The 20,400-nt window shown below is 51.0% G+C and carries 19 protein-coding genes; 12 read left to right on the forward strand and 7 right to left on the reverse strand.

The genetic code is table 11. The annotated features are described in order from the left end of the window. Positions 1-48: 48 nt before the first annotated feature. Genes yrfG through hslO form a run of 3 tightly spaced genes read left to right on the forward strand, consistent with a single transcriptional unit; the run spans position 49 to position 2,032 of the window. Entirely contained in the window at positions 49-717 is a 669-nt protein-coding gene (gene yrfG, locus ATB02_RS10160) for a GMP/IMP nucleotidase (RefSeq protein ID WP_001353628.1), read from the forward strand. Between the two features lie 10 nt (positions 718-727). Beyond that, on the forward strand, positions 728-1,129 hold the full coding sequence (gene hslR / locus ATB02_RS10165) for a ribosome-associated heat shock protein Hsp15 (protein WP_000660487.1): 402 nt from the start codon (positions 728-730) through the stop codon (positions 1,127-1,129). A 24-nt stretch (positions 1,130-1,153) separates the two neighbouring features. Beyond that, a complete protein-coding gene (gene hslO / locus ATB02_RS10170) occupies positions 1,154-2,032 on the forward strand; it encodes an Hsp33 family molecular chaperone HslO (protein WP_024211926.1) in 879 nt (292 codons plus the stop codon). 144 nt (positions 2,033-2,176) lie between these two features. On the opposite strand, the gene ATB02_RS10175 is transcribed toward hslO, so the two are convergent. Then, positions 2,177-3,901: a DUF4153 domain-containing protein gene (locus ATB02_RS10175; RefSeq protein WP_105271510.1), complete on the reverse strand. Its 1,725-nt coding sequence runs from the start codon at positions 3,899-3,901 to the stop codon at positions 2,177-2,179. Positions 3,902-4,279: 378 nt separating this feature from the next. Here ATB02_RS10175 and pckA point away from each other — a divergent pair, with 378 nt between their 5' ends. Then, positions 4,280-5,902 carry a phosphoenolpyruvate carboxykinase (ATP) gene (gene pckA / locus ATB02_RS10185; protein WP_001298201.1) on the forward strand — a complete coding sequence of 541 codons (1,623 nt, stop codon included), beginning with the start codon at positions 4,280-4,282 and terminating at the stop codon, positions 5,900-5,902. A gap of 52 nt (positions 5,903-5,954) precedes the next feature. Here the strand turns inward: pckA and ATB02_RS10190 are convergent, their stop codons facing one another. From ATB02_RS10190 to ompR, 5 genes are all read right to left on the reverse strand, one after another. Next, positions 5,955-6,581 (reverse strand): hypothetical protein, encoded by a 627-nt coding sequence (locus ATB02_RS10190; protein ID WP_105271512.1) that lies wholly within the window; start codon positions 6,579-6,581, stop codon positions 5,955-5,957. After that, on the reverse strand, positions 6,578-7,108 hold the full coding sequence (locus tag ATB02_RS10195) for a hypothetical protein (RefSeq protein WP_000617565.1): 531 nt from the start codon (positions 7,106-7,108) through the stop codon (positions 6,578-6,580). Before ATB02_RS10195 ends, ATB02_RS10190 begins: the two co-directional genes overlap by 4 nt. Before the next feature lie 37 nt (positions 7,109-7,145). Then, a complete protein-coding gene (locus ATB02_RS10200) occupies positions 7,146-8,429 on the reverse strand; it encodes an SMI1/KNR4 family protein (RefSeq protein WP_105271513.1) in 1,284 nt (427 codons plus the stop codon). 163 nt (positions 8,430-8,592) lie between these two features. Next, complete coding sequence (envZ, locus tag ATB02_RS10205; RefSeq protein WP_001253705.1) at positions 8,593-9,945, reverse strand: two-component system sensor histidine kinase EnvZ; 1,353 nt, start codon at positions 9,943-9,945, stop codon at positions 8,593-8,595. After that, positions 9,942-10,661, reverse strand: a complete 720-nt coding sequence (ompR, locus tag ATB02_RS10210) for an osmolarity response regulator transcription factor OmpR (RefSeq protein ID WP_001157751.1) — start codon at positions 10,659-10,661, stop codon at positions 9,942-9,944. Before ompR ends, envZ begins: the two co-directional genes overlap by 4 nt. 227 nt (positions 10,662-10,888) lie before the next feature. Here ompR and greB point away from each other — a divergent pair, with 227 nt between their 5' ends. From greB to rpnA, 6 genes are all read left to right on the forward strand, one after another. After that, positions 10,889-11,365 carry a transcription elongation factor GreB gene (gene greB, locus ATB02_RS10220; protein WP_000856744.1) on the forward strand — a complete coding sequence of 159 codons (477 nt, stop codon included), beginning with the start codon at positions 10,889-10,891 and terminating at the stop codon, positions 11,363-11,365. 96 nt (positions 11,366-11,461) lie between these two features. Beyond that, complete coding sequence (locus ATB02_RS10225) at positions 11,462-13,783, forward strand: Tex family protein (protein ID WP_105271514.1); 2,322 nt, start codon at positions 11,462-11,464, stop codon at positions 13,781-13,783. Between the two features lie 456 nt (positions 13,784-14,239). After that, positions 14,240-14,467: a ferrous iron transporter A gene (gene feoA, locus ATB02_RS10235; RefSeq protein ID WP_001200455.1), complete on the forward strand. Its 228-nt coding sequence runs from the start codon at positions 14,240-14,242 to the stop codon at positions 14,465-14,467. Between the two features lie 16 nt (positions 14,468-14,483). After that, on the forward strand, positions 14,484-16,805 hold the full coding sequence (gene feoB / locus ATB02_RS10240; protein WP_000737014.1) for a Fe(2+) transporter permease subunit FeoB: 2,322 nt from the start codon (positions 14,484-14,486) through the stop codon (positions 16,803-16,805). Between the two features lie 10 nt (positions 16,806-16,815). Beyond that, positions 16,816-17,052 carry a [Fe-S]-dependent transcriptional repressor FeoC gene (gene feoC, locus ATB02_RS10245; protein WP_000157586.1) on the forward strand — a complete coding sequence of 79 codons (237 nt, stop codon included), beginning with the start codon at positions 16,816-16,818 and terminating at the stop codon, positions 17,050-17,052. 201 nt (positions 17,053-17,253) lie between these two features. Then, complete coding sequence (gene rpnA / locus ATB02_RS10255) at positions 17,254-18,132, forward strand: recombination-promoting nuclease RpnA (protein ID WP_069913701.1); 879 nt, start codon at positions 17,254-17,256, stop codon at positions 18,130-18,132. Between the two features lie 28 nt (positions 18,133-18,160). On the opposite strand, the gene bioH is transcribed toward rpnA, so the two are convergent. Further along, on the reverse strand, positions 18,161-18,931 hold the full coding sequence (gene bioH / locus ATB02_RS10260; protein ID WP_046083347.1) for a pimeloyl-ACP methyl ester esterase BioH: 771 nt from the start codon (positions 18,929-18,931) through the stop codon (positions 18,161-18,163). A gap of 37 nt (positions 18,932-18,968) precedes the next feature. On the opposite strand from bioH, the gene gntX reads away from it, so the two are divergent. Both gntX and nfuA read left to right on the forward strand, forming a co-directional pair. After that, complete coding sequence (gntX, locus tag ATB02_RS10265) at positions 18,969-19,652, forward strand: DNA utilization protein GntX (RefSeq protein ID WP_001355000.1); 684 nt, start codon at positions 18,969-18,971, stop codon at positions 19,650-19,652. 58 nt (positions 19,653-19,710) lie between these two features. After that, a complete protein-coding gene (nfuA, locus tag ATB02_RS10270; protein WP_000619389.1) occupies positions 19,711-20,286 on the forward strand; it encodes a Fe-S biogenesis protein NfuA in 576 nt (191 codons plus the stop codon). Positions 20,287-20,400: the final 114 nt, after the last annotated feature.

Below are 20,400 nucleotides of genomic sequence, written 5' to 3' on the forward strand. Positions count from 1 at the left end.
GTTATGCTACCCTGTCGCGCAAATTGCTTCACTCTGGAGATTTCTCTCATGCATATCAACATTGCCTGGCAGGACGTAGATACCGTTCTGCTGGATATGGACGGCACGTTGCTCGACCTCGCCTTCGATAACTATTTCTGGCAAAAGCTGGTGCCTGAAACATGGGGGGCGAAAAACGGGGTCACACCACAGGAAGCGATGGACTATATGCGCCAGCAATATCACGACGTGCAGCATACGCTAAACTGGTACTGTCTTGATTACTGGAGTGAGCAACTGGGTCTGGATATCTGTGCGATGACCACCGAGATGGGACCGCGTGCCGTACTGCGTGAAGATACCATTCCGTTTCTTGAGGCACTGAAAGCCAGTGGTAAGCAGCGAATTTTGCTCACCAATGCTCATCCGCATAACCTGGCGGTAAAACTTGAGCATACCGGTCTGGACGCACACCTTGATTTATTACTTTCCACCCACACATTTGGTTATCCGAAAGAGGATCAGCGGTTATGGCATGCGGTGGCCGAAGCTACGGGTCTGAAAGCTGAAAGAACGCTGTTTATTGATGACAGCGAAGCGATTCTCGATGCTGCCGCACAATTTGGTATTCGTTACTGCCTCGGCGTGACTAATCCTGACTCCGGGATTGCCGAGAAACAGTATCAGCACCATCCGTCACTGAATGACTACCGCCGCCTGATCCCCTCGCTAATGTGAAGGAGACGCCATGAAAGAAAAACCTGCTGTTGAGGTTCGACTGGATAAATGGCTATGGGCCGCCCGTTTTTATAAAACCCGCGCGCTGGCCCGCGAAATGATCGAAGGCGGTAAGGTGCACTACAACGGGCAGCGCAGCAAGCCAAGCAAAATCGTCGAGCTGAATGCCACGCTCACTCTGCGCCAGGGAAATGACGAACGAACGGTGATTGTAAAGGCGATTACTGAACAGCGTCGCCCCGCCAGCGAGGCAGTCTTGCTGTATGAAGAGACTGCAGAAAGTGTAGAGAAACGCGAAAAAATGGCGCTGGCACGTAAACTTAATGCCTTAACCATGCCGCACCCGGACCGACGCCCGGACAAAAAAGAGCGCCGCGACCTGTTACGATTTAAACACGGCGACAGTGAATAACTGTCACCTGCAAGAGAGATGATTATGCCGCAACATGACCAATTACATCGCTATCTGTTTGAAAACTTTGCCGTTCGCGGCGAACTGGTAACCGTTTCGGAAACCCTGCAACAGATCCTTGAGAATCACGATTATCCGCAGCCCGTTAAAAACGTGCTGGCAGAACTGCTGGTTGCGACCAGCCTGTTAACCGCTACGCTGAAGTTTGATGGTGATATCACCGTACAACTGCAAGGCGACGGACCGATGAATCTGGCGGTTATTAACGGTAACAACAACCAGCAGATGCGCGGTGTGGCGCGCGTGCAGGGCGAAATTCCAGAAAATGCCGACCTGAAAACGCTAGTGGGCAATGGTTACGTGGTGATCACCATCACCCCGAGCGAAGGTGAACGCTATCAGGGCGTGGTGGGTCTGGAAGGTGATACCCTGGCGGCCTGCCTGGAAGATTACTTTATGCGTTCTGAACAGCTGCCGACGCGCCTGTTTATTCGCACCGGCGACGTAGACGGCAAACCGGCTGCAGGCGGTATGTTGTTGCAGGTAATGCCTGCGCAAAATGCCCAGCAGGACGACTTTGACCACCTGGCAACGCTAACCGAAACCATCAAAACTGAAGAACTGCTGACCTTACCGGCAAACGAAGTGTTGTGGCGTTTGTATCACGAAGAAGAGGTGACGGTTTACGATCCGCAGGATGTGGAGTTCAAATGCACCTGTTCGCGTGAACGTTGCGCCGACGCGCTAAAAACACTGCCGGATGAAGAAGTGGATAGCATTCTGGCGGAAGAAGGCGAAATTGACATGCATTGTGATTACTGCGGTAACCACTATCTGTTCAATGCGATGGATATTGCTGAAATCCGCAACAACGCGTCTCCGGCAGATCCGCAAGTTCATTAATGAGTATGTCCGGCAGAGAGTGCTCTGCCGGATTTTACGACGTAATGGCCTGATGCGCTGCGCTTACCAGGCCTACGCAATAATTCGCAAGTTATTGTTGGTAAGATAAAGCGTCGTATCCGATAAAAAATCAAATACGCATTGTCACTTACTTAGGTTTATTTCCAGCGTTTCACCATCTACCGTCAGATCACACCATGCTTTAGGCTTCGTCCCCAGTTTTCCATCCTTCGCAGCAGCGAGTAATTTTTCTTTCGTTATTTGGCGCGGAAGTAAACTCATATCAAGCGCGTCCCATTCTTTTCTGGCCGGGTCAAAGCCATAGACAATGACTCTGTCATCATTAAAAGCAAACAGGATCCGCTCCACCTGACCATCACTATTCAGATCTTGCTCGACCAGTACGCAGGCGTCTTTTTCAATACAGGTCATCACGTTATAGCGATCCTGGATTAAGGCCGACCAGAATGCCGTATCCGGTTTGCCAGAGCCTGGGGCAATTAACACATTTTCGGCTAATACTTTTTCCGATACCTGTTCCTGAAGATGTTGCTCTCCATCTAACGTCATCAGCAGATCCCGTGCGCGTTTCGGGTCTTTCATATACTCGGCATCGCTTTTCAGCGACTCAAGCGCCGCACGTCCATAGCGACCGTTCTGTTCGAGCATGTAGAGACTTACCTGATCTGGCGTGTTCTTGCCGCTCTGATAACGTGCCATATGACTGTTCACACTAATGCGCATACTATCCAGCACCGGCGAATTAAGAAGCACCAGTATTACCAACACCAATAACGAAACCGCAAGGTTCACTTTGCCCTGAAGAACAAGAGGGTTTTGCCCTTTACGCCAGACGATACTGACAAAATACCCCAGCGACCATACCAGTAACACCAGCACCGCCAGCGCGCCCTGCAAGCGGTCGACAGTCCAGCCGTACTGAGCGACCCGCAGCCATAACGCCCAGGCGGCGACGAACACATACAGCGGAGCAGCCAGCAGAGCGGTTTTAATCAGGCAACGCAACGGCCCCGTCCAGGGAAGTGACGCTTTTTGCGGATCGCGGACAATAGCCATTAAAATCAATTGCAAAAAGACCAGCGTCAACAGCAACCCGGCGGCGGAGATGTGGCGAGAAATCGCGCTCAGGCCCGTAAACGGCAGGGTGATGATAAACATCAGGGTTAGCAATGATACTAACGGCAGCAACCCCGTGGCGATTAACGTGAACAACTTTTGAATAGAGTCGATTAAACGTGACTGTGTACGCGCGAGGATCACCGCCAGTGCGGTAACCAGACCTAACGTGAGATAAATAAACCAGTCGGTTGCAAAAAAGAGCGTTTTGAAAAACGTGATGCCAACAAGTTTAAACAACTCGCCCCACAGTAAAAGTACCAGCCACGTCAGGCCATTGGCGAGAAAAATCACCAGTAATATAAGTACGTTATGCCATACTGACTGGTAAAAATAGCGATAGCGGCTACTGTCATTGCGGATGCGAAGGCTTTGTTGTATCCACGGTAGCAACAACATTGCCATCAGCAGCAGATAGCAACCAAAATCCCAAAGCGCCTTTTCAGCTCTCCAGGGGTTCATGCCATCAGTTTGCCACTTCAGCCAGCCGCTCATTCCCAGCGTGGCAATAAACACCAGCGCCAGCCATCCCCAAAGGCGCTTCTGTTTAAAGGAGATCACGGAGAAGAGTAAAACGGATGAAAACGCGACGGTCGCAGGCACGCCATAAACAATCCAACTGAGATTTTTTCCGGCAAGCCAGGCGATCAGCAGGTAACAAACCAGTCCCTGAAGTAATCCGGTAGCAATCATTCCCCAGCGTGTTGCGGGTGAAAGTTCAACGTTATCCATGTTAGTTATCCAGAATCAAAAGGTGGATTAATTATCGCATCCGGGCAGTACTATTTTGCTTTTTTCAGAAAATAATCAAAAAAAGTTAGCGTGGTGAATCGATACTTTACTGATTGAATTTGCATCAATTTCATTCAGGAATGCGGTTCCACTCACAATATTCCCGCCATATAAACCAAGATTTAACCTTTTAAGAACATTTTCCACACCTAAAATGCTATTTCTGCGATAATAGCAACCGTTTCGTGACAGGAATCACGGAGTTTTTTGTCAAATATGAATTTCTCCAGATACGTAAATCTATGAGCCTTGTCGCGGTTAACACCCCCAAAAAGACTTTACTATTCAGGCAATACATATTGGCTAAGGAGCAGTGAAATGCGCGTTAACAATGGTTTGACCCCGCAAGAACTCGAGGCTTATGGTATCAGTGACGTACATGATATCGTTTACAACCCAAGCTACGACCTGCTGTATCAGGAAGAGCTCGATCCGAGCCTGACAGGTTATGAGCGCGGGGTGTTAACTAATCTGGGTGCCGTTGCCGTCGATACCGGTATATTCACCGGTCGCTCACCAAAAGATAAATATATCGTCCGTGACGATACCACTCGCGATACCTTCTGGTGGGCTGATAAAGGCAAAGGTAAGAACGACAACAAACCTCTCTCTCCGGAAACCTGGCAGCATCTGAAGGGCCTGGTGACCAAACAGCTTTCCGGTAAACGTCTGTTCGTTGTCGACGCTTTCTGTGGTGCGAACCCAGACACGCGTCTTTCCGTCCGTTTCATCACCGAAGTGGCCTGGCAGGCGCATTTTGTCAAAAACATGTTTATTCGCCCGAGCGATGAAGAGCTGGCTGGTTTTAAACCTGACTTTATCGTTATGAACGGCGCAAAATGCACTAACCCGCAGTGGAAAGAACAGGGTCTGAACTCCGAAAACTTCGTGGCGTTTAACCTGACCGAGCGCATGCAGCTGATTGGTGGCACCTGGTACGGCGGCGAAATGAAGAAAGGGATGTTCTCAATGATGAACTACCTGCTGCCGCTGAAAGGCATCGCTTCTATGCACTGCTCCGCCAACGTTGGCGAGAAAGGCGATGTTGCGGTGTTCTTTGGTCTTTCCGGCACCGGTAAAACCACCCTTTCCACCGACCCGAAACGTCGCCTGATTGGCGATGACGAGCACGGCTGGGATGACGATGGCGTGTTTAACTTCGAAGGCGGCTGCTACGCGAAAACCATCAAGCTGTCGAAAGAAGCGGAACCTGAAATCTACAACGCTATCCGTCGCGATGCGCTGCTGGAAAACGTCACCGTACGTGAAGATGGCACTATCGATTTTGACGATGGTTCAAAAACCGAGAACACCCGCGTTTCTTATCCGATCTATCACATCGATAACATCGTTAAACCGGTTTCCAAAGCGGGCCACGCAACTAAAGTTATCTTCCTGACCGCAGACGCCTTTGGTGTGCTGCCGCCGGTTTCTCGCCTGACTGCCGATCAAACTCAGTACCACTTCCTCTCTGGCTTCACCGCCAAACTGGCCGGTACTGAACGTGGCATCACCGAACCGACGCCAACCTTCTCCGCTTGCTTCGGCGCGGCGTTCCTGTCGCTGCACCCAACTCAGTACGCAGAAGTGCTGGTGAAACGTATGCAAGCGGCGGGTGCGCAGGCATATCTGGTTAACACTGGCTGGAACGGTACTGGCAAACGTATCTCCATTAAAGATACCCGCGCCATTATCGACGCTATCCTCAACGGTTCGCTGGATAACGCAGAAACCTTCACTCTGCCGATGTTTAACCTGGCGATCCCGACTGAACTGCCGGGCGTAGACACTAAGATCCTCGATCCGCGTAACACCTACGCTTCTCCGGAACAGTGGCAGGAAAAAGCTGAAACGCTGGCGAAACTGTTTATCGACAACTTCGATAAATACACCGACACCCCTGCGGGTGCCGCGCTGGTAGCGGCTGGTCCAAAACTGTAATCCGATAAGTTAAGCGACGAAATCCCCCGTTTCACCAGATACGGGGGATTTTTTATTTTCTGTCAGAATTAAACGGGACAAACAGATAATCCAGCGAGTGGCGTGTTTCACGAAAAAACGTATCCAGTTCAGGCTGCGCTTTTATCGCGCTGGTGGGAATGAAAATATCGCAAAACGCTTTCGTCGCTTCTCTGGGCCAACTCTTCGGTAAATGCAGAAAAAGCCACAAATAATCTTCTTCATACTCAATGCTATAAAAATCTTCCCAGCGAAGTATGCCCTGCTGATGAGATTCATAAAAAACAATCCCCTCGAAATAAAACGCATAACGCACGGGTTTCGTAAAAGTAACTTGCTTTGTTTTTGACTTAAAATCGTTAATTCTTCTGCTGATTAACAGGAACATTGATAAGAGGAGTGGCAACATTAATAGAAGAATTAACGTACTGATTGCGTTGAGTTTAAAGTCATGAGAAGGTTTCAACCATTGTGGGATCATGGGCAGTATAGCCAATAAGCCAGCGGTTCGAATTCCCCATTTAAACCCTTTAAAACGCTTTTTAATGTAACAGGTATAATGCTTAACGGCAGCGTTGAAGGCGGTTTGGGTGTAGTGGATTTGCACTGTGCCGAGGTAATGTGCGGTTTGTGGATCAAAGGGGCAAGGGGGGCTATTCATTCTACTCGCCAGGAGCGCTCACAGGCGCTTACGTCATCATTAATATATGCATTCAGGTAATCATTAAGATCTTTATAACGTGATTCCCCATTGCAGTCATAAACCCAGACCTCTGGCTCAACGGTACTATCTAGCCAAAGGAGAAAAACCATTTCATAACTGTAATCACTACCGGCAAAAAGTGACAGGCGATGAGAACGAAATAGTCCCAAGGCATGGTTATCCCAATTATCACTTGAAGCTACAGCATTCATTTTGATTTCATCAAGAAACGTATCTTCTATGTGTTCCTGCCAAAGCGTTTCCATGTCACTTATACTTAGCCAGCTTCCATGTGTAGCGCTTAACCAACGTCCACAATGTGCAAAACGCGCCTGCAACATAGGGCTGGCCTTCTGCCAGACACCGTTTTTCAATGTCGGGATCCGGCTATCAAACGCAGTGCTTGCAGGTTCAGGAACAACATTGAATGGGCCATCAAATGCTAACCTATTATTTATCGCTTGCTGAATATGTTCCCTGATCATATTTTTCTCCGCGTTAGATCATTTCTGAACCATTAATTTATGGCTTATGTCCCCACGTCCTGAGATAGTAGTTTTCTCGTAAAATGGTCAGTTCAGGGAAACGAGTTGCAGCTTCATCAACCAATGGTGGAATACGATTATCTTTAACTTCAATGAGCAACAAAATAGCCTTCCTTACATTCTCCATCTTTGATGATGCAAAAAGCGGTAATACCAACTCAACGAATCCTCGGCTTTCATTGAAATCAGGCGCCTTACTCATCGCCCACAATAATGTTTGCTGACGGTCATCAGTGATACGTTCGAGAAGCGGCAGAAAAGTATCATATTTATTATACTCTATTTCTCGTATAGCAAAGACAGCTGAGGATAGAGTGTCATCGTCAAGTTCAGGCATTATTATTAACAGTGAATGAATATAATCCTCAATATTCACCACACTATCTCTACAGGCAAAACGGAGATCTTTAATAGCAATATCACGTAATTCATCTGGCATTGTAAAATAGAGTCGAAAAATATCTGCAGCACAAGAAACTTTTTTTTGGCGTAATCTTATGAATGCCTCTTCACACAATTCTTTATCATTCTCTGTGCGGCAAACATGTTCCCAAAGGGCAAAAGTTTCGGGTTCTATCTGTGGAAAACGGCATAGCGAGAATAAAATGGATCTACGTAAGTCCGGGATTTTCTCAGTTAAAAACCACTCACGCAGTTGAATTTGCGTTCCTGGCAAACTTCTATCGAAACCCTTCATACTCATGCCAGCAATAAAATCGTCCAGCCAGCGTTCATACCAGTTGAGGAAATTTTTATCATATATAAAATCAAACGGATAATCTTCATCACCATCAGTCAGCATTAACCTTCCGCGATACTGCCCCGTCACCACCAGGCAAATATCATAAGTACATCCCAGGGTGAGAATGGTCAATGCGCCGTCAAAAAAACTATATTCTTCATCATCTTCTGTACGGCCAGCATTCAACACATCAACATCCTGCTGCGTCATATAAAGCGGTACAGGGCTTTCTTTTGTTATATCGCCATAAATATCTGTACCGCCTAAAGATTCAAGACCGTAGGCATGTGCCGGACCGCCATTAGCGATATAGCGAAGAAAAATTCGATATTCCCGAGGCAAAGTGACGCTATGTTTTTTCTCCCAGGAAGCTATTTCCGCCTCGCTGGCAGGCTTCGGCCATTGATATTTCCAACCTTCAGAACCGAATAACTTACATTCAGGATCCAGTGCGGCAATGCGTGGGATTTTTTCTTTTATACGAGCAATCTGTGCTTGTTCTTCGTTGGTAAGTTGCATCAAGCTATTCCTTTAGTGTGCTTTTACTAATCAGGATACGCTCGCCTGCAATCAGCTTACAGTACACTTTACTTCGTATGGTGCCGGTGTCTGAAACCGTATTCATTCAGTAGATACTGAGTGCACAAAATAAAACAGGAGGCTCCTTCTCCTCCCGTTTTATTTACCCTTCTTTTGTCGTGCCCTGCGCCCGCGTTACCGGCATTGGCAGCCAGGCGCGAATGGAAAGCCCACCCCGTTCGCTGGTGCCAAGCTCCAGCATGCCGTTATGGTTATCCACGATACGCTGCACAATTGCCAGGCCTAATCCCGTGCCGCTAATGGTGCGCGCACTGTCGCCGCGGACAAACGGCTGGAACAAGTGCTTACGCTGTTCCGGCGCAATTCCCGGACCGTCGTCTTCCACCTGGAACCAGGCGCGATTCGGCTCCGTGCCGCTGCTGACTTTGATCCAGCCATTGCCGTAACGAGCAGCGTTCACCACCATATTCGCCACCGCGCGTTTGATCGACAGCGGGTGCATTTTCACTTCAATGCTGCCGGGGTAAAGCGCGGTTTCAATTTCCCGCTCATAGCCACTTTCGGCAGCAATCACCTCACCGAGCACTGCGTTGAGATCCGCCATTTCCATCGGCATCTCCTGCCCGGTGCGCAGGTAGTCGATAAACTGTTCAATGATGGCATTGCACTCTTCGATATCTTTATTGATCGATTCTGCCAGGTAGCCATCCTGCTCGCTCATCATCTCGGTCGCCAGACGAATACGTGTCAGCGGCGTGCGCAAGTCGTGGCTTACCCCTGCCATCAGCAACGTGCGGTCATCCGCCAGTTGCTTAACACCAGCCGCCATATGGTTAAAGGCGCGGGTAACGGAACGCACCTCCGAAGCGCCATACTCACGCAGCGGCGGCGGAATAATCCCCTTACCCACCTGCAAGGCAGCGTGTTCGAGATCGACCAACGGTCGGTTCTGGATACGAATAAATAGCCACGCCCCACCTATCGCCAATAGCATAATCGCCAACGTATAGCGGAACAGCGGGGAGAAATCGCCCTGATGAATTTCGGTCAGCGGCACGCGTACCCAGATATTGGGCGACAGCCAGGTTTTCAGCCAGACGACAGGCGAGCTTTTGTTGACCTCAACGCGTACTTCCGTCGGGCCGCCCAGTTGTTGCGCCATCTGATGGCTTAAGAATTCATAGTGTTGCGCCCAACGCAGCCCTGCCTCTTCGGCAGCTTCGTTGGAATAGAGAGAGATCCCCAGCTCACGGTAGATCTCCCGACGGAAAGCGGGAGGCACAACCAACTGCGTGCCGTCCTCCAGTTGCAGTTTGTCGGTCATCAACATACGCACTTCGTATGCCAGGACTTTATTAAACTGCTGGAGGCTCGGCAAAATCGCGAAGTTCAGCACCACCAGATAAGTCGTCACCAGGCTGACGAACAGCAAGGTGACGATGAGCAATAACGTACGGGCAAATGAACTTCGTGGCGAGAAGCGCAATCGCCTCATGCTTTAGAACCGTCCGGCACGAAAACGTAGCCCAGACCCCAAACGGTCTGAATGTAACGCGGATGCGCTGGATCTTCTTCCACCATGCGGCGCAGACGCGAGATCTGCACGTCGATGGAACGTTCCATTGCGGAGTATTCACGACCACGGGCAAGGTTCATCAGCTTATCGCGGGAGAGCGGCTCACGCGGATGGCTAACCAGCGCCTTCAGTACCGCAAACTCACCGCTGGTGAGCGGCATTGGCTCATCTTCACGGAACATTTCACGCGTCCCGAGGTTGAGTTTGAACTTACCGAAAGCAATTACCGCCTCTTCCTGTGACGGCGCACCCGGCAGTTCGTTCGCCTGACGACGCAGCACCGCACGAATGCGGGCCAGCAGTTCACGCGGGTTAAACGGTTTTGGAATGTAGTCGTCAGCGCCAATCTCCAGACCAACGATACGGTCCACTTCTTCCCCTTTCGCCGTCACCATAATGATCGGCATCGGGTTGCTCTGGCTACGAAGACGTCGGCAAATCGACAAGCCATCTTCACCAGGTAACATCAAATCCAGTACCATAAGATGGAAAGATTCACGAGTCAGCAGGCGATCCATCTGTTCTGCATTAGCGACGCTTCGAACCTGGAAGCCTTGTTCGGTGAGATAACGTTCCAGCAGCGCACGCAGGCGCATGTCGTCATCGACCACCAGAATCTTGTAGTTCTCTTGCATTCTTTGTACTCCCAAAGGTTCGCAACAATTTGTAAGCGTGTATTCTTAAAAAAGCTTACGTTCGTCACCAGCTAAATCTGGTATGAATTTCAGCCTAAATTGTTACAAAGCATATTAAACAGCAGCTTAAGTATACAATTTATTCGGCGAAACATTATTGATTCTGTTGATATGATCACGTTATACCCAATGTGCGCATTATCAAACAGACAAAGGGAATCAACGAGATGAAAACGCCCCTGGTTACCCGGGAAGGGTATGAAAAACTCAAACAAGAGCTAAATTATCTCTGGCGTGAAGAACGCCCGGAGGTCACAAAGAAAGTGACCTGGGCCGCAAGTCTGGGCGACCGCAGCGAAAATGCTGACTATCAGTATAATAAAAAGCGCCTGCGTGAAATCGACCGTCGCGTGCGCTATCTCACTAAATGCATGGAAAATCTCAAAATCGTCGATTACTCCCCGCAGCAGGAAGGCAAAGTCTTTTTTGGCGCGTGGGTGGAGATTGAAAACGACGATGGCGTGACTCACCGTTTCCGTATTGTCGGCTACGATGAAATTTTTGGCCGTAAAGATTACATCTCTATCGATTCCCCGATGGCCCGCGCATTGCTGAAAAAAGAGGTGGGCGATCTGGCAGTGGTCAATACCCCTGCCGGGGAAGCGAGCTGGTATGTTAATGCTATCGAGTACGTGAAACCGTAAGGAAGAGTCTTAACCTCCTGCCGATGGCTGGCATTTTTGCCAGCCAGTCCGTATAACTATCCCCTGATTTTTGATCCGAAAAGATGAACTCAAACCATGATGAATGATTCGTTCTGCCGCATTATTGCGGGTGAAATTCAGGCGCGCCCGGAACAGGTTGACGCTGCCGTACGCCTGCTTGACGAAGGGAATACCGTGCCGTTTATCGCACGTTATCGTAAGGAAATCACCGGCGGTCTGGATGACACGCAGTTGCGTAATCTGGAAACGCGTCTGAGCTATTTGCGCGAGCTGGAAGAGAGACGTCAGGCGATCCTCAAGTCCATTTCCGAGCAAGGCAAACTGACCGACGAGCTGGCGAATGCTATCAACGCCACCTTAAGTAAAACCGAACTCGAAGACCTCTACCTGCCCTACAAACCTAAACGCCGCACCCGCGGGCAAATCGCCATTGAAGCAGGGCTTGAGCCGTTGGCCGACCTACTGTGGAACGAGCCGTCGCACACGCCAGAAGTCGCCGCTGCACAATATGTTGATGCCGATAAAGGCGTAGCAGATACCAAAGCCGCGCTGGACGGCGCGCGCTATATCCTGATGGAACGGTTTGCCGAAGATGCCGCGCTGCTGGCGAAAGTGCGTGATTATCTGTGGAAGAACGCGCATTTGGTTTCTACGGTGGTGAACGGTAAAGAAGAGGAAGGGGCGAAATTCCGCGACTATTTCGATCATCACGAACCGCTGTCAACGGTGCCTTCTCACCGCGCGCTGGCGATGTTCCGTGGGCGTAACGAAGGCGTACTCCAGCTTTCGCTAAATGCCGATCCGCAGTTCGACGAACCGCCAAAAGAGAGCTATTGCGAGCAAATCATCATGGATCACCTCGGTCTGCGCCTGAACAATGCCCCGGCGGATAGCTGGCGCAAAGGCGTGGTGAGCTGGACCTGGCGCATCAAGGTGCTGATGCACCTGGAAACCGAACTAATGGGCACAGTGCGTGAACGCGCGGAAGATGAAGCAATCAACGTCTTTGCCCGTAACCTGCACGATCTTCTGATGGCGGCCCCTGCCGGACTGCGTGCAACGATGGGCCTCGATCCGGGTCTGCGTACTGGGGTAAAAGTGGCGGTAGTCGATGCGACGGGTAAACTGGTGGCGACCGACACCATTTACCCGCACACCGGACAAGCCGCAAAAGCAGCGATGACCGTTGCTGCCTTGTGTGAAAAACATAACGTTGAACTGGTGGCAATCGGTAACGGTACGGCTTCCCGCGAAACTGAGCGTTTCTATCTCGACGTGCAGAAGCAGTTCCCGAAAGTGACCGCGCAGAAAGTGATCGTCAGCGAAGCAGGCGCGTCGGTTTACTCGGCTTCCGAACTGGCGGCGCAGGAGTTCCCGGATCTCGACGTTTCGCTGCGTGGCGCGGTGTCTATCGCCCGTCGTTTGCAGGATCCGCTGGCGGAGTTGGTGAAAATCGATCCGAAATCTATCGGCGTAGGTCAATATCAGCATGACGTCAGCCAGACGCAACTGGCCCGCAAACTGGATGCAGTAGTAGAAGACTGCGTAAACGCCGTTGGCGTCGATCTCAATACCGCTTCTGTTCCGCTGTTAACTCGCGTGGCTGGCCTGACGCGCATGATGGCGCAAAACATTGTGGCCTGGCGCGATGAGAACGGCCAGTTCCAGAACCGCCAGCAACTGCTGAAAGTCAGCCGTCTGGGGCCGAAAGCCTTCGAGCAGTGCGCAGGCTTCTTGCGCATTAACCACGGTGACAACCCGCTGGATGCCTCTACTGTTCACCCGGAAGCCTATCCGGTGGTGGAACGCATTCTGGCAGCAACACAGCAGGCACTGAAAGATCTGATGGGTAACAGCAGCGAACTGCGTAACCTGAAAGCGTCTGACTTTACTGATGAGAAATTCGGTGTGCCGACGGTAACCGACATCATCAAAGAGCTGGAAAAACCAGGTCGCGATCCGCGTCCGGAATTTAAAACCGCCCAGTTTGCCGATGGCGTCGAGACAATGAACGACCTGCAACCGGGTATGATCCTCGAAGGTGCGGTGACCAACGTCACCAACTTTGGCGCGTTTGTCGATATTGGCGTGCATCAGGACGGCCTGGTTCACATCTCTTCATTGTCGAACAAGTTTGTGGAAGATCCGCATACCGTGGTGAAAGCGGGCGACATTGTGAAGGTGAAAGTGCTGGAAGTGGATCTTCAGCGTAAACGTATCGCCCTGACTATGCGTCTGGACGAGCAGCCTGGCGAAACCAACGCCCGTCGCGGCGGCGGTAATGAACGTCCGCAAAACAACCGCCCGGCAGCCAAACCACGCGGTCGTGAAGCGCAGCCTGCCGGTAACAGCGCGATGATGGATGCGCTGGCGGCGGCAATGGGCAAAAAACGTTAAACCTCCTGATTGGCCTACGGTTCGAATTTGCACAAGATCGTAGGCCAGATAAGGCGTTCACGCCGCATCTGGCAATAAACGCCATGCCTGACATAAAAATGCCGGAGAATATCTCCGGCATTTTTATTCCACAACGAAACTCACACTATATTTCGTCAATATTTATCACTTCATTAACAACTGAAACCTTAATTAAACATTAACCCGCCCTGATAATTCGCCATTCGAATTATATTTTCGCTGCGATATAACCTTGAGCCACATCAACATTCACGCAGATTATTATCTAAACCAACATTCGCACACATTTTAAGTATTGCTGATAGAAACCATTCTCATTATCATTGTGTTGTTGATTATTTAATCTCTCCTTCGTTGGCAAATCATCTGGTCTCATGTCGCTGTCAAACGCCCCATGAGGTAGTTATCCAGTTAATGAGAAACAAGTAGGCACCTATGCAATACACTCCAGATACTGCGTGGAAAATCACTGGCTTTTCCCGTGAAATCAGCCCGGCATATCGCCAAAAACTGCTTTCTCTTGGCATGTTACCTGGCTCCTCTTTTAATGTGGTGCGCGTCGCTCCACTTGGCGACCCCATTCATATCGAAACCCGTCGAGTGAGCCTGGTATTACGCAAAAAAGATCTGGCCTTATTAGAAGTGGAAGCGGTTTCCTGTTAATACGGTGATAACAACAATGAAAAAATTAACCATTGGCTTAATTGGTAATCCAAATTCTGGCAAGACAACCTTATTTAACCAGCTCACTGGCGCACGTCAGCGTGTAGGTAACTGGGCTGGCGTTACCGTCGAACGTAAAGAAGGGCAATTCTCCACCACCGATCATCAGGTCACGCTGGTGGACCTGCCCGGCACCTATTCTCTGACCACCATCTCATCGCAGACCTCGCTCGATGAGCAAATCGCCTGTCACTACATTTTGAGTGGCGACGCTGACCTGCTGATTAACGTGGTGGATGCGTCTAACCTTGAGCGTAACCTGTACCTGACGCTACAACTGCTGGAACTCGGCATTCCCTGCATCGTGGCGCTGAACATGCTCGACATTGCCGAGAAGCAAAATATTCGCATTGAAATTGATGCTCTGTCGGCGCGTCTTGGCTGCCCGGTGATCCCGCTGGTTTCAACTCGTGGTCGCGGTATTGAAGCGCTCAAGCTGGCGATTGATCGCTATAAAGCTAACGAGAATGTGGAACTGGTGCATTACGCACAGCCGCTGCTCAACGAAGCAGATTCACTGGCAAAAGTGATGCCTTCCGACATCCCGCTGAAACAACGTCGCTGGCTGGGCCTACAAATGCTGGAAGGCGATATCTACAGCCGCGCCTACGCCGGTGAAGCGTCGCAGCATCTTGATGCCGCCCTCGCCCGTCTGCGTAATGAGATGGACGATCCGGCGCTGCATATTGCCGATGCGCGTTACCAGTGCATTGCTGCCATCTGTGATGTGGTAAGCAACACCCTGACGGCAGAACCCAGCCGTTTCACCACTGCGGTAGATAAAATCGTGCTCAACCGTTTCCTCGGTCTGCCGATTTTCCTCTTTGTGATGTACCTGATGTTCCTGCTGGCTATCAACATCGGCGGGGCGTTACAGCCGCTGTTTGACGTCGGCTCCGTGGCGCTATTTGTGCATGGTATTCAGTGGATTGGCTACACGCTCCACTTCCCGGACTGGCTGACTATCTTCCTCGCCCAGGGCCTGGGGGGCGGTATTAACACCGTTCTGCCACTGGTGCCACAGATCGGCATGATGTACCTGTTCCTCTCCTTCCTCGAGGACTCCGGCTATATGGCGCGTGCGGCGTTTGTGATGGACCGTCTGATGCAGGCGCTGGGCTTGCCCGGGAAATCCTTTGTACCGCTGATCGTTGGTTTCGGTTGTAACGTACCGTCGGTAATGGGCGCACGTACGCTTGATGCACCGCGTGAACGTCTGATGACCATCATGATGGCACCGTTTATGTCCTGCGGCGCGCGTCTGGCTATCTTCGCCGTATTCGCGGCTGCCTTCTTCGGGCAGAACGGTGCGCTGGCGGTCTTCTCGCTGTATATGCTCGGTATTGTGATGGCGGTGCTGACTGGCCTGATGCTCAAGTACACCATCATGCGCGGTGAAGCGACGCCGTTTGTCATGGAGCTACCGGTCTACCATGTACCACACGTTAAAAGCCTGATTATCCAGACCTGGCAGCGTCTGAAAGGCTTCGTTCTGCGTGCTGGTAAAGTGATCATCATCGTCAGCATTTTCCTGAGCGCTTTCAACAGCTTCTCGCTGAGCGGGAAAATCGTCGATAACATCAACGACTCGGCGCTGGCGTCCGTCAGCCGGGTGATCACCCCGGTCTTCAAGCCAATTGGCGTGCATGAAGATAACTGGCAGGCAACGGTTGGCCTGTTTACAGGTGCCATGGCGAAAGAAGTGGTAGTGGGTACGCTCAACACCCTCTACACCGCAGAAAATATTCAGGACGAAGAGTTCAATCCGGCAGAATTTAACCTCGGTGAAGAGCTGTTCAGTGCGGTAGATGAAACCTGGCAGAGCCTGAAAGACACCTTCAGCCTTAGCGTACTGATGAACCCCATTGAAGCCAGCAAAGGCGACGGCGAAATGGGTACCGGGGCGATGGGCGTGATGGATCAGAAATTTGGAAGCGCAGCAGCTGCTTACAGCTACCTGATTTTCGTTCTGCTGTATGTACCGTGTATCTCGGTGATGGGCGCTATCGCGCGTGAATCCAGCCGTGGCTGGATGGGCTTCTCCATCCTGTGGGGGCTAAATATCGCTTACTCGTTGGCAACATTGTTCTACCAGGTCGCCAGCTACAGCCAGCATCCAACCTACAGTCTGGTATGCATTCTGGCGGTTATCCTGTTTAACATCGTGGTCATCGGTTTGCTGCGTCGCGCACGTAGCCGGGTCGATATCGAACTGCTGGCAACACGCAAATCGGTAAGCAGTTGCTGTGCAGCCAGCACCACTGGCGATTGCCACTAAGGATACAGCAATGGCTTCGCTCATTCAGGTGCGTGATTTGCTGGCATTACGGGGCCGTATGGAAGCGGCCCAGATAAGCCAGACACTGAACACCCCGCAGCCAATGATTAACGCCATGCTGCAACAGCTGGAAAGTATGGGCAAAGCCGTGCGGATTCAGGAAGAACCTGACGGCTGCCTCTCTGGCAGTTGTAAAAGCTGCCCGGAAGGCAAAGCCTGTCTGCGTGAGTGGTGGGCGTTACGTTAACCTTGTTTTACTACCTGTTTTGAAAGCCCGGTATGCGTTTGCAACCGGGCTTTTTTGCGTGCGGCTTTCCATAAAAATGCAACTCTTGCAGTACAACGTAAGTTCCTCTGAAAGCGTCTCGCAGGGATGAAAACTCGCTAATGCACAGGTGTGGAGTGGCGCGTAGAGTCGCGGCATTCAAACAACAGGTGAAGGAACGCCATGAGCAAAAAGCAGAGTTCCACCCCACATGATGCACTGTTTAAACTCTTTTTACGCCAACCGGACACGGCACGCGATTTTCTTGCGTTCCATTTACCGGCACCTATTCACGCGCTCTGTGATATGAAAACCCTCAAGCTGGAGTCGAGCAGCTTTATTGATGACGATCTGCGTGAAAGCTATTCCGACGTGCTGTGGTCGGTGAAAACGGAACAAGGACCGGGATATATCTATTGTCTGATTGAACATCAAAGCACCTCAAACAAACTGATCGCATTTCGCATGATGCGTTACGCCATTGCCGCAATGCAAAATCACCTGGATGCCGGATACAAAACGTTGCCGATGGTGGTGCCATTGTTGTTTTACCACGGCATTGAAAGCCCCTATCCCTATTCACTGTGTTGGCTGGATTGTTTCGCCGATCCCAAACTGGCAAGGCAGCTTTATGCCTCTGCATTTCCGCTGATTGATGTCACTGTCATGCCTGATGATGAAATCATGCAGCACCGGCGCATGGCGCTGCTGGAGCTAATTCAAAAACATATACGTCAACGCGACCTGATGGGGCTGGTAGAGCAAATGGCCTGCTTATTAAGTAGTGGATACGCTAATGACAGACAAATCAAAGGGCTGTTTAATTACATACTACAAACCGGCGATGCGGTACGTTTTAACGATTTTATCGACGGCGTTGCCGAACGTTCACCGAAACACAAGGAGAGTTTAATGACTATTGCGGAAAGATTGCGGCAAGAGGGGGAACAATCCAAAGCCTTGCATATAGCAAAAATAATGCTTGAATCCGGAGTCCCCCTTGCGGACATCATGCGCTTTACCGGGGTGTCAGAAGAAGAGTTGGCTGCGGCGAGTCAGTAAAATTCTGTCTCGCCATTTCAACAGCTACCTACACCCTCTGCTTGAACGCCACCAGCAGGTGACAAAACTCGTCCGGATGCGAAATAAACGGAGCATGGGCCGCTTTGGCGAAGATGTACGACTCGCTGTGTGGCCAGAGTTTATCCAGCATCGGCACCACTTTGCGCGGCACCAGGCCGTCGAGATAACCATACAATCGCAAAAATGGCATTGGTACGTGTTGCAGCGGCTGACGGAGATCGACCGTTTTCAGAATTTCCAGCCCGCCATTAAGCACGTCGACCTCCGGCATCGGTAACGCCAGAACGGTTTTCTTCAGCGCTCGCGCATCCTGGCGTGCCGTTTCTGTACCCATGGTTTGTAACGCAAGGAACCGTTCTACCGTGCGCTGAAAATCGTCACTGAGTTGCTGCTGGAAACCTGCCAGCACGTCCGGTTTGATCCCCGGCCAATCGTCACGAGCACTAAAACATGGCGACGACGCCACGGTGACCAGCGCCTGAACCCGCTCGGGATGGGTTAACGCAATCTGGCTTGCCACCAGTCCGCCCAAACTCCAGCCTAACCAGATAGCTTTGTCCGGAGCTTGTCGCAGCACGACTTCAGCCATATCAGCAAGTGACATCGCACCAAATCCCTGGCTGCGCCCGAAGCCGGGCAGATCAACGAGATGCAGCGTAAAATGCGAGCTAAGTTCCTCATCAATGCAACGCCACACTTCGGCATTCAGTCCCCATCCGTGCAGCAGCACAAGATGAACATTCCCCTGACCTTTGGTCTGCCACCAGATGTTATTCATCCGCTATTGTTCTCTTTTTACTTACAAGGATGAACATATGCTAACAGTACCGGGATTATGCTGGCTATGCCGAATGCCCCTGGCGTTAGGCCATTGGGGGATTTGTTCGGTATGCTCTCGCGCCACCCGTACAGATAAAACGTTATGCCCACAATGTGGATTACCCGCAACACACTCCCATCTTCCCTGTGGTCGCTGCCTGCAAAAACCACCGCCGTGGCAAAGACTGGTCACGGTTGCCGACTATGCACCGCCGTTAAGTCCGCTCATCCACCAGCTTAAGTTTTCCCGGCGTTGCGAAATCGCCAGCGCCCTGTCACGTCTGTTACTATTGGAAGTCTTACACGCTCGTCGCGCCACCGGTTTGCAATTGCCGGACCGCATCATCAGCGTGCCGTTATGGCAGCGGCGTCACTGGCGTCGGGGATTTAATCAGAGCGATTTGCTGTGTCAGCCGTTATCACGCTGGTTGCACTGCCAATGGGATAGCGAAGCCGTCACACGTACACGGGCCACTGCGACCCAGCATTTTCTTAGCGCCCGGCTGCGCAAACGCAACCTGAAAAATGCCTTTCGCCTTGAATTGCCGGTGCAAGGTCGCCATATGGTGATAGTGGATGATGTCGTTACCACCGGAAGTACCGTCGCAGAGATTGCGCAGTTGCTTTTACGCAATGGTGCGGCGACTGTCCAGGTCTGGTGCCTTTGTCGAACCTTGTAGAGCCTCGATGATGGGCGTATTATAACCAACTAAAATAGTCAACTATTAGGCCATTACTATGATCCGTATTTCCGATGCTGCACAAGCGCACTTTGCCAAACTGCTGGCAAATCAGGAAGAAGGGACACAAATCCGCGTATTTGTGATTAACCCTGGCACGCCTAACGCTGAATGTGGCGTTTCTTATTGTCCGCCGGACGCTGTGGAAGCCACCGACACTGCCCTGAAATTTGACCTGCTGACCGCGTATGTTGATGAGTTAAGCGCGCCTTACCTGGAAGATGCAGAGATCGACTTTGTTACCGACCAGTTGGGTTCTCAGCTGACGCTGAAAGCCCCAAACGCCAAAATGCGCAAAGTAGCTGACGATGCGCCGCTGATGGAGCGCGTGGAGTATATGCTGCAGTCGCAGATCAACCCACAGCTTGCCGGTCACGGTGGTCGCGTTTCGCTGATGGAAATCACCGAAGACGGTTACGCCATTCTGCAATTTGGCGGCGGTTGTAACGGTTGTTCAATGGTCGATGTGACGCTGAAAGAAGGGATCGAAAAGCAGCTGCTGAACGAATTCCCGGAGCTGAAAGGTGTACGCGATCTCACCGAACACCAGCGCGGCGAACACTCTTACTACTAAGTTATCCTCTCTTTTATAGATTGCCCGATGCGACGCTAAAGCTTCTTATCGGGCCGTCTGCCAGGCGTTGGCGCTACATTGCCTCGGCAAATCCAATCCCTACGTTTCCCCGCG

It is taken from the genome of Escherichia sp. MOD1-EC5189 (assembly GCF_002966045.1).
In the GTDB taxonomy this organism is placed as follows: Bacteria; Pseudomonadota; Gammaproteobacteria; order Enterobacterales; family Enterobacteriaceae; genus Escherichia; species Escherichia coli_F.

Excerpts from the sequence above, each read along its gene's own strand:
- pckA (WP_001298201.1), top strand. The coding sequence starts at position 4,280 with ATGCGCGTTAACAATGGTTTGACCCCGCAAGAACTCGAGGCTTATGGT.
- ATB02_RS10190 (WP_105271512.1), bottom strand. The coding sequence starts at position 6,581 with ATGAATAGCCCCCCTTGCCCCTTTGATCCACAAACCGCACATTACCTC.
- ATB02_RS10200 (WP_105271513.1), bottom strand. The coding sequence starts at position 8,429 with ATGCAACTTACCAACGAAGAACAAGCACAGATTGCTCGTATAAAAGAA.
- hslO (WP_024211926.1), top strand. The coding sequence starts at position 1,154 with ATGCCGCAACATGACCAATTACATCGCTATCTGTTTGAAAACTTTGCC.
- greB (WP_000856744.1), top strand. The coding sequence starts at position 10,889 with ATGAAAACGCCCCTGGTTACCCGGGAAGGGTATGAAAAACTCAAACAA.
- bioH (WP_046083347.1), bottom strand. The coding sequence starts at position 18,931 with ATGAATAACATCTGGTGGCAGACCAAAGGTCAGGGGAATGTTCATCTT.
- ompR (WP_001157751.1), bottom strand. The coding sequence starts at position 10,661 with ATGCAAGAGAACTACAAGATTCTGGTGGTCGATGACGACATGCGCCTG.
- hslR (WP_000660487.1), top strand. The coding sequence starts at position 728 with ATGAAAGAAAAACCTGCTGTTGAGGTTCGACTGGATAAATGGCTATGG.
- ATB02_RS10225 (WP_105271514.1), top strand. The coding sequence starts at position 11,462 with ATGATGAATGATTCGTTCTGCCGCATTATTGCGGGTGAAATTCAGGCG.
- feoB (WP_000737014.1), top strand. The coding sequence starts at position 14,484 with ATGAAAAAATTAACCATTGGCTTAATTGGTAATCCAAATTCTGGCAAG.
- feoA (WP_001200455.1), top strand. The coding sequence starts at position 14,240 with ATGCAATACACTCCAGATACTGCGTGGAAAATCACTGGCTTTTCCCGT.
- ATB02_RS10175 (WP_105271510.1), bottom strand. The coding sequence starts at position 3,901 with ATGGATAACGTTGAACTTTCACCCGCAACACGCTGGGGAATGATTGCT.
- yrfG (WP_001353628.1), top strand. The coding sequence starts at position 49 with ATGCATATCAACATTGCCTGGCAGGACGTAGATACCGTTCTGCTGGAT.
- envZ (WP_001253705.1), bottom strand. The coding sequence starts at position 9,945 with ATGAGGCGATTGCGCTTCTCGCCACGAAGTTCATTTGCCCGTACGTTA.
- nfuA (WP_000619389.1), top strand. The coding sequence starts at position 19,711 with ATGATCCGTATTTCCGATGCTGCACAAGCGCACTTTGCCAAACTGCTG.
- ATB02_RS10195 (WP_000617565.1), bottom strand. The coding sequence starts at position 7,108 with ATGATCAGGGAACATATTCAGCAAGCGATAAATAATAGGTTAGCATTT.
- rpnA (WP_069913701.1), top strand. The coding sequence starts at position 17,254 with ATGAGCAAAAAGCAGAGTTCCACCCCACATGATGCACTGTTTAAACTC.
- gntX (WP_001355000.1), top strand. The coding sequence starts at position 18,969 with ATGCTAACAGTACCGGGATTATGCTGGCTATGCCGAATGCCCCTGGCG.
- feoC (WP_000157586.1), top strand. The coding sequence starts at position 16,816 with ATGGCTTCGCTCATTCAGGTGCGTGATTTGCTGGCATTACGGGGCCGT.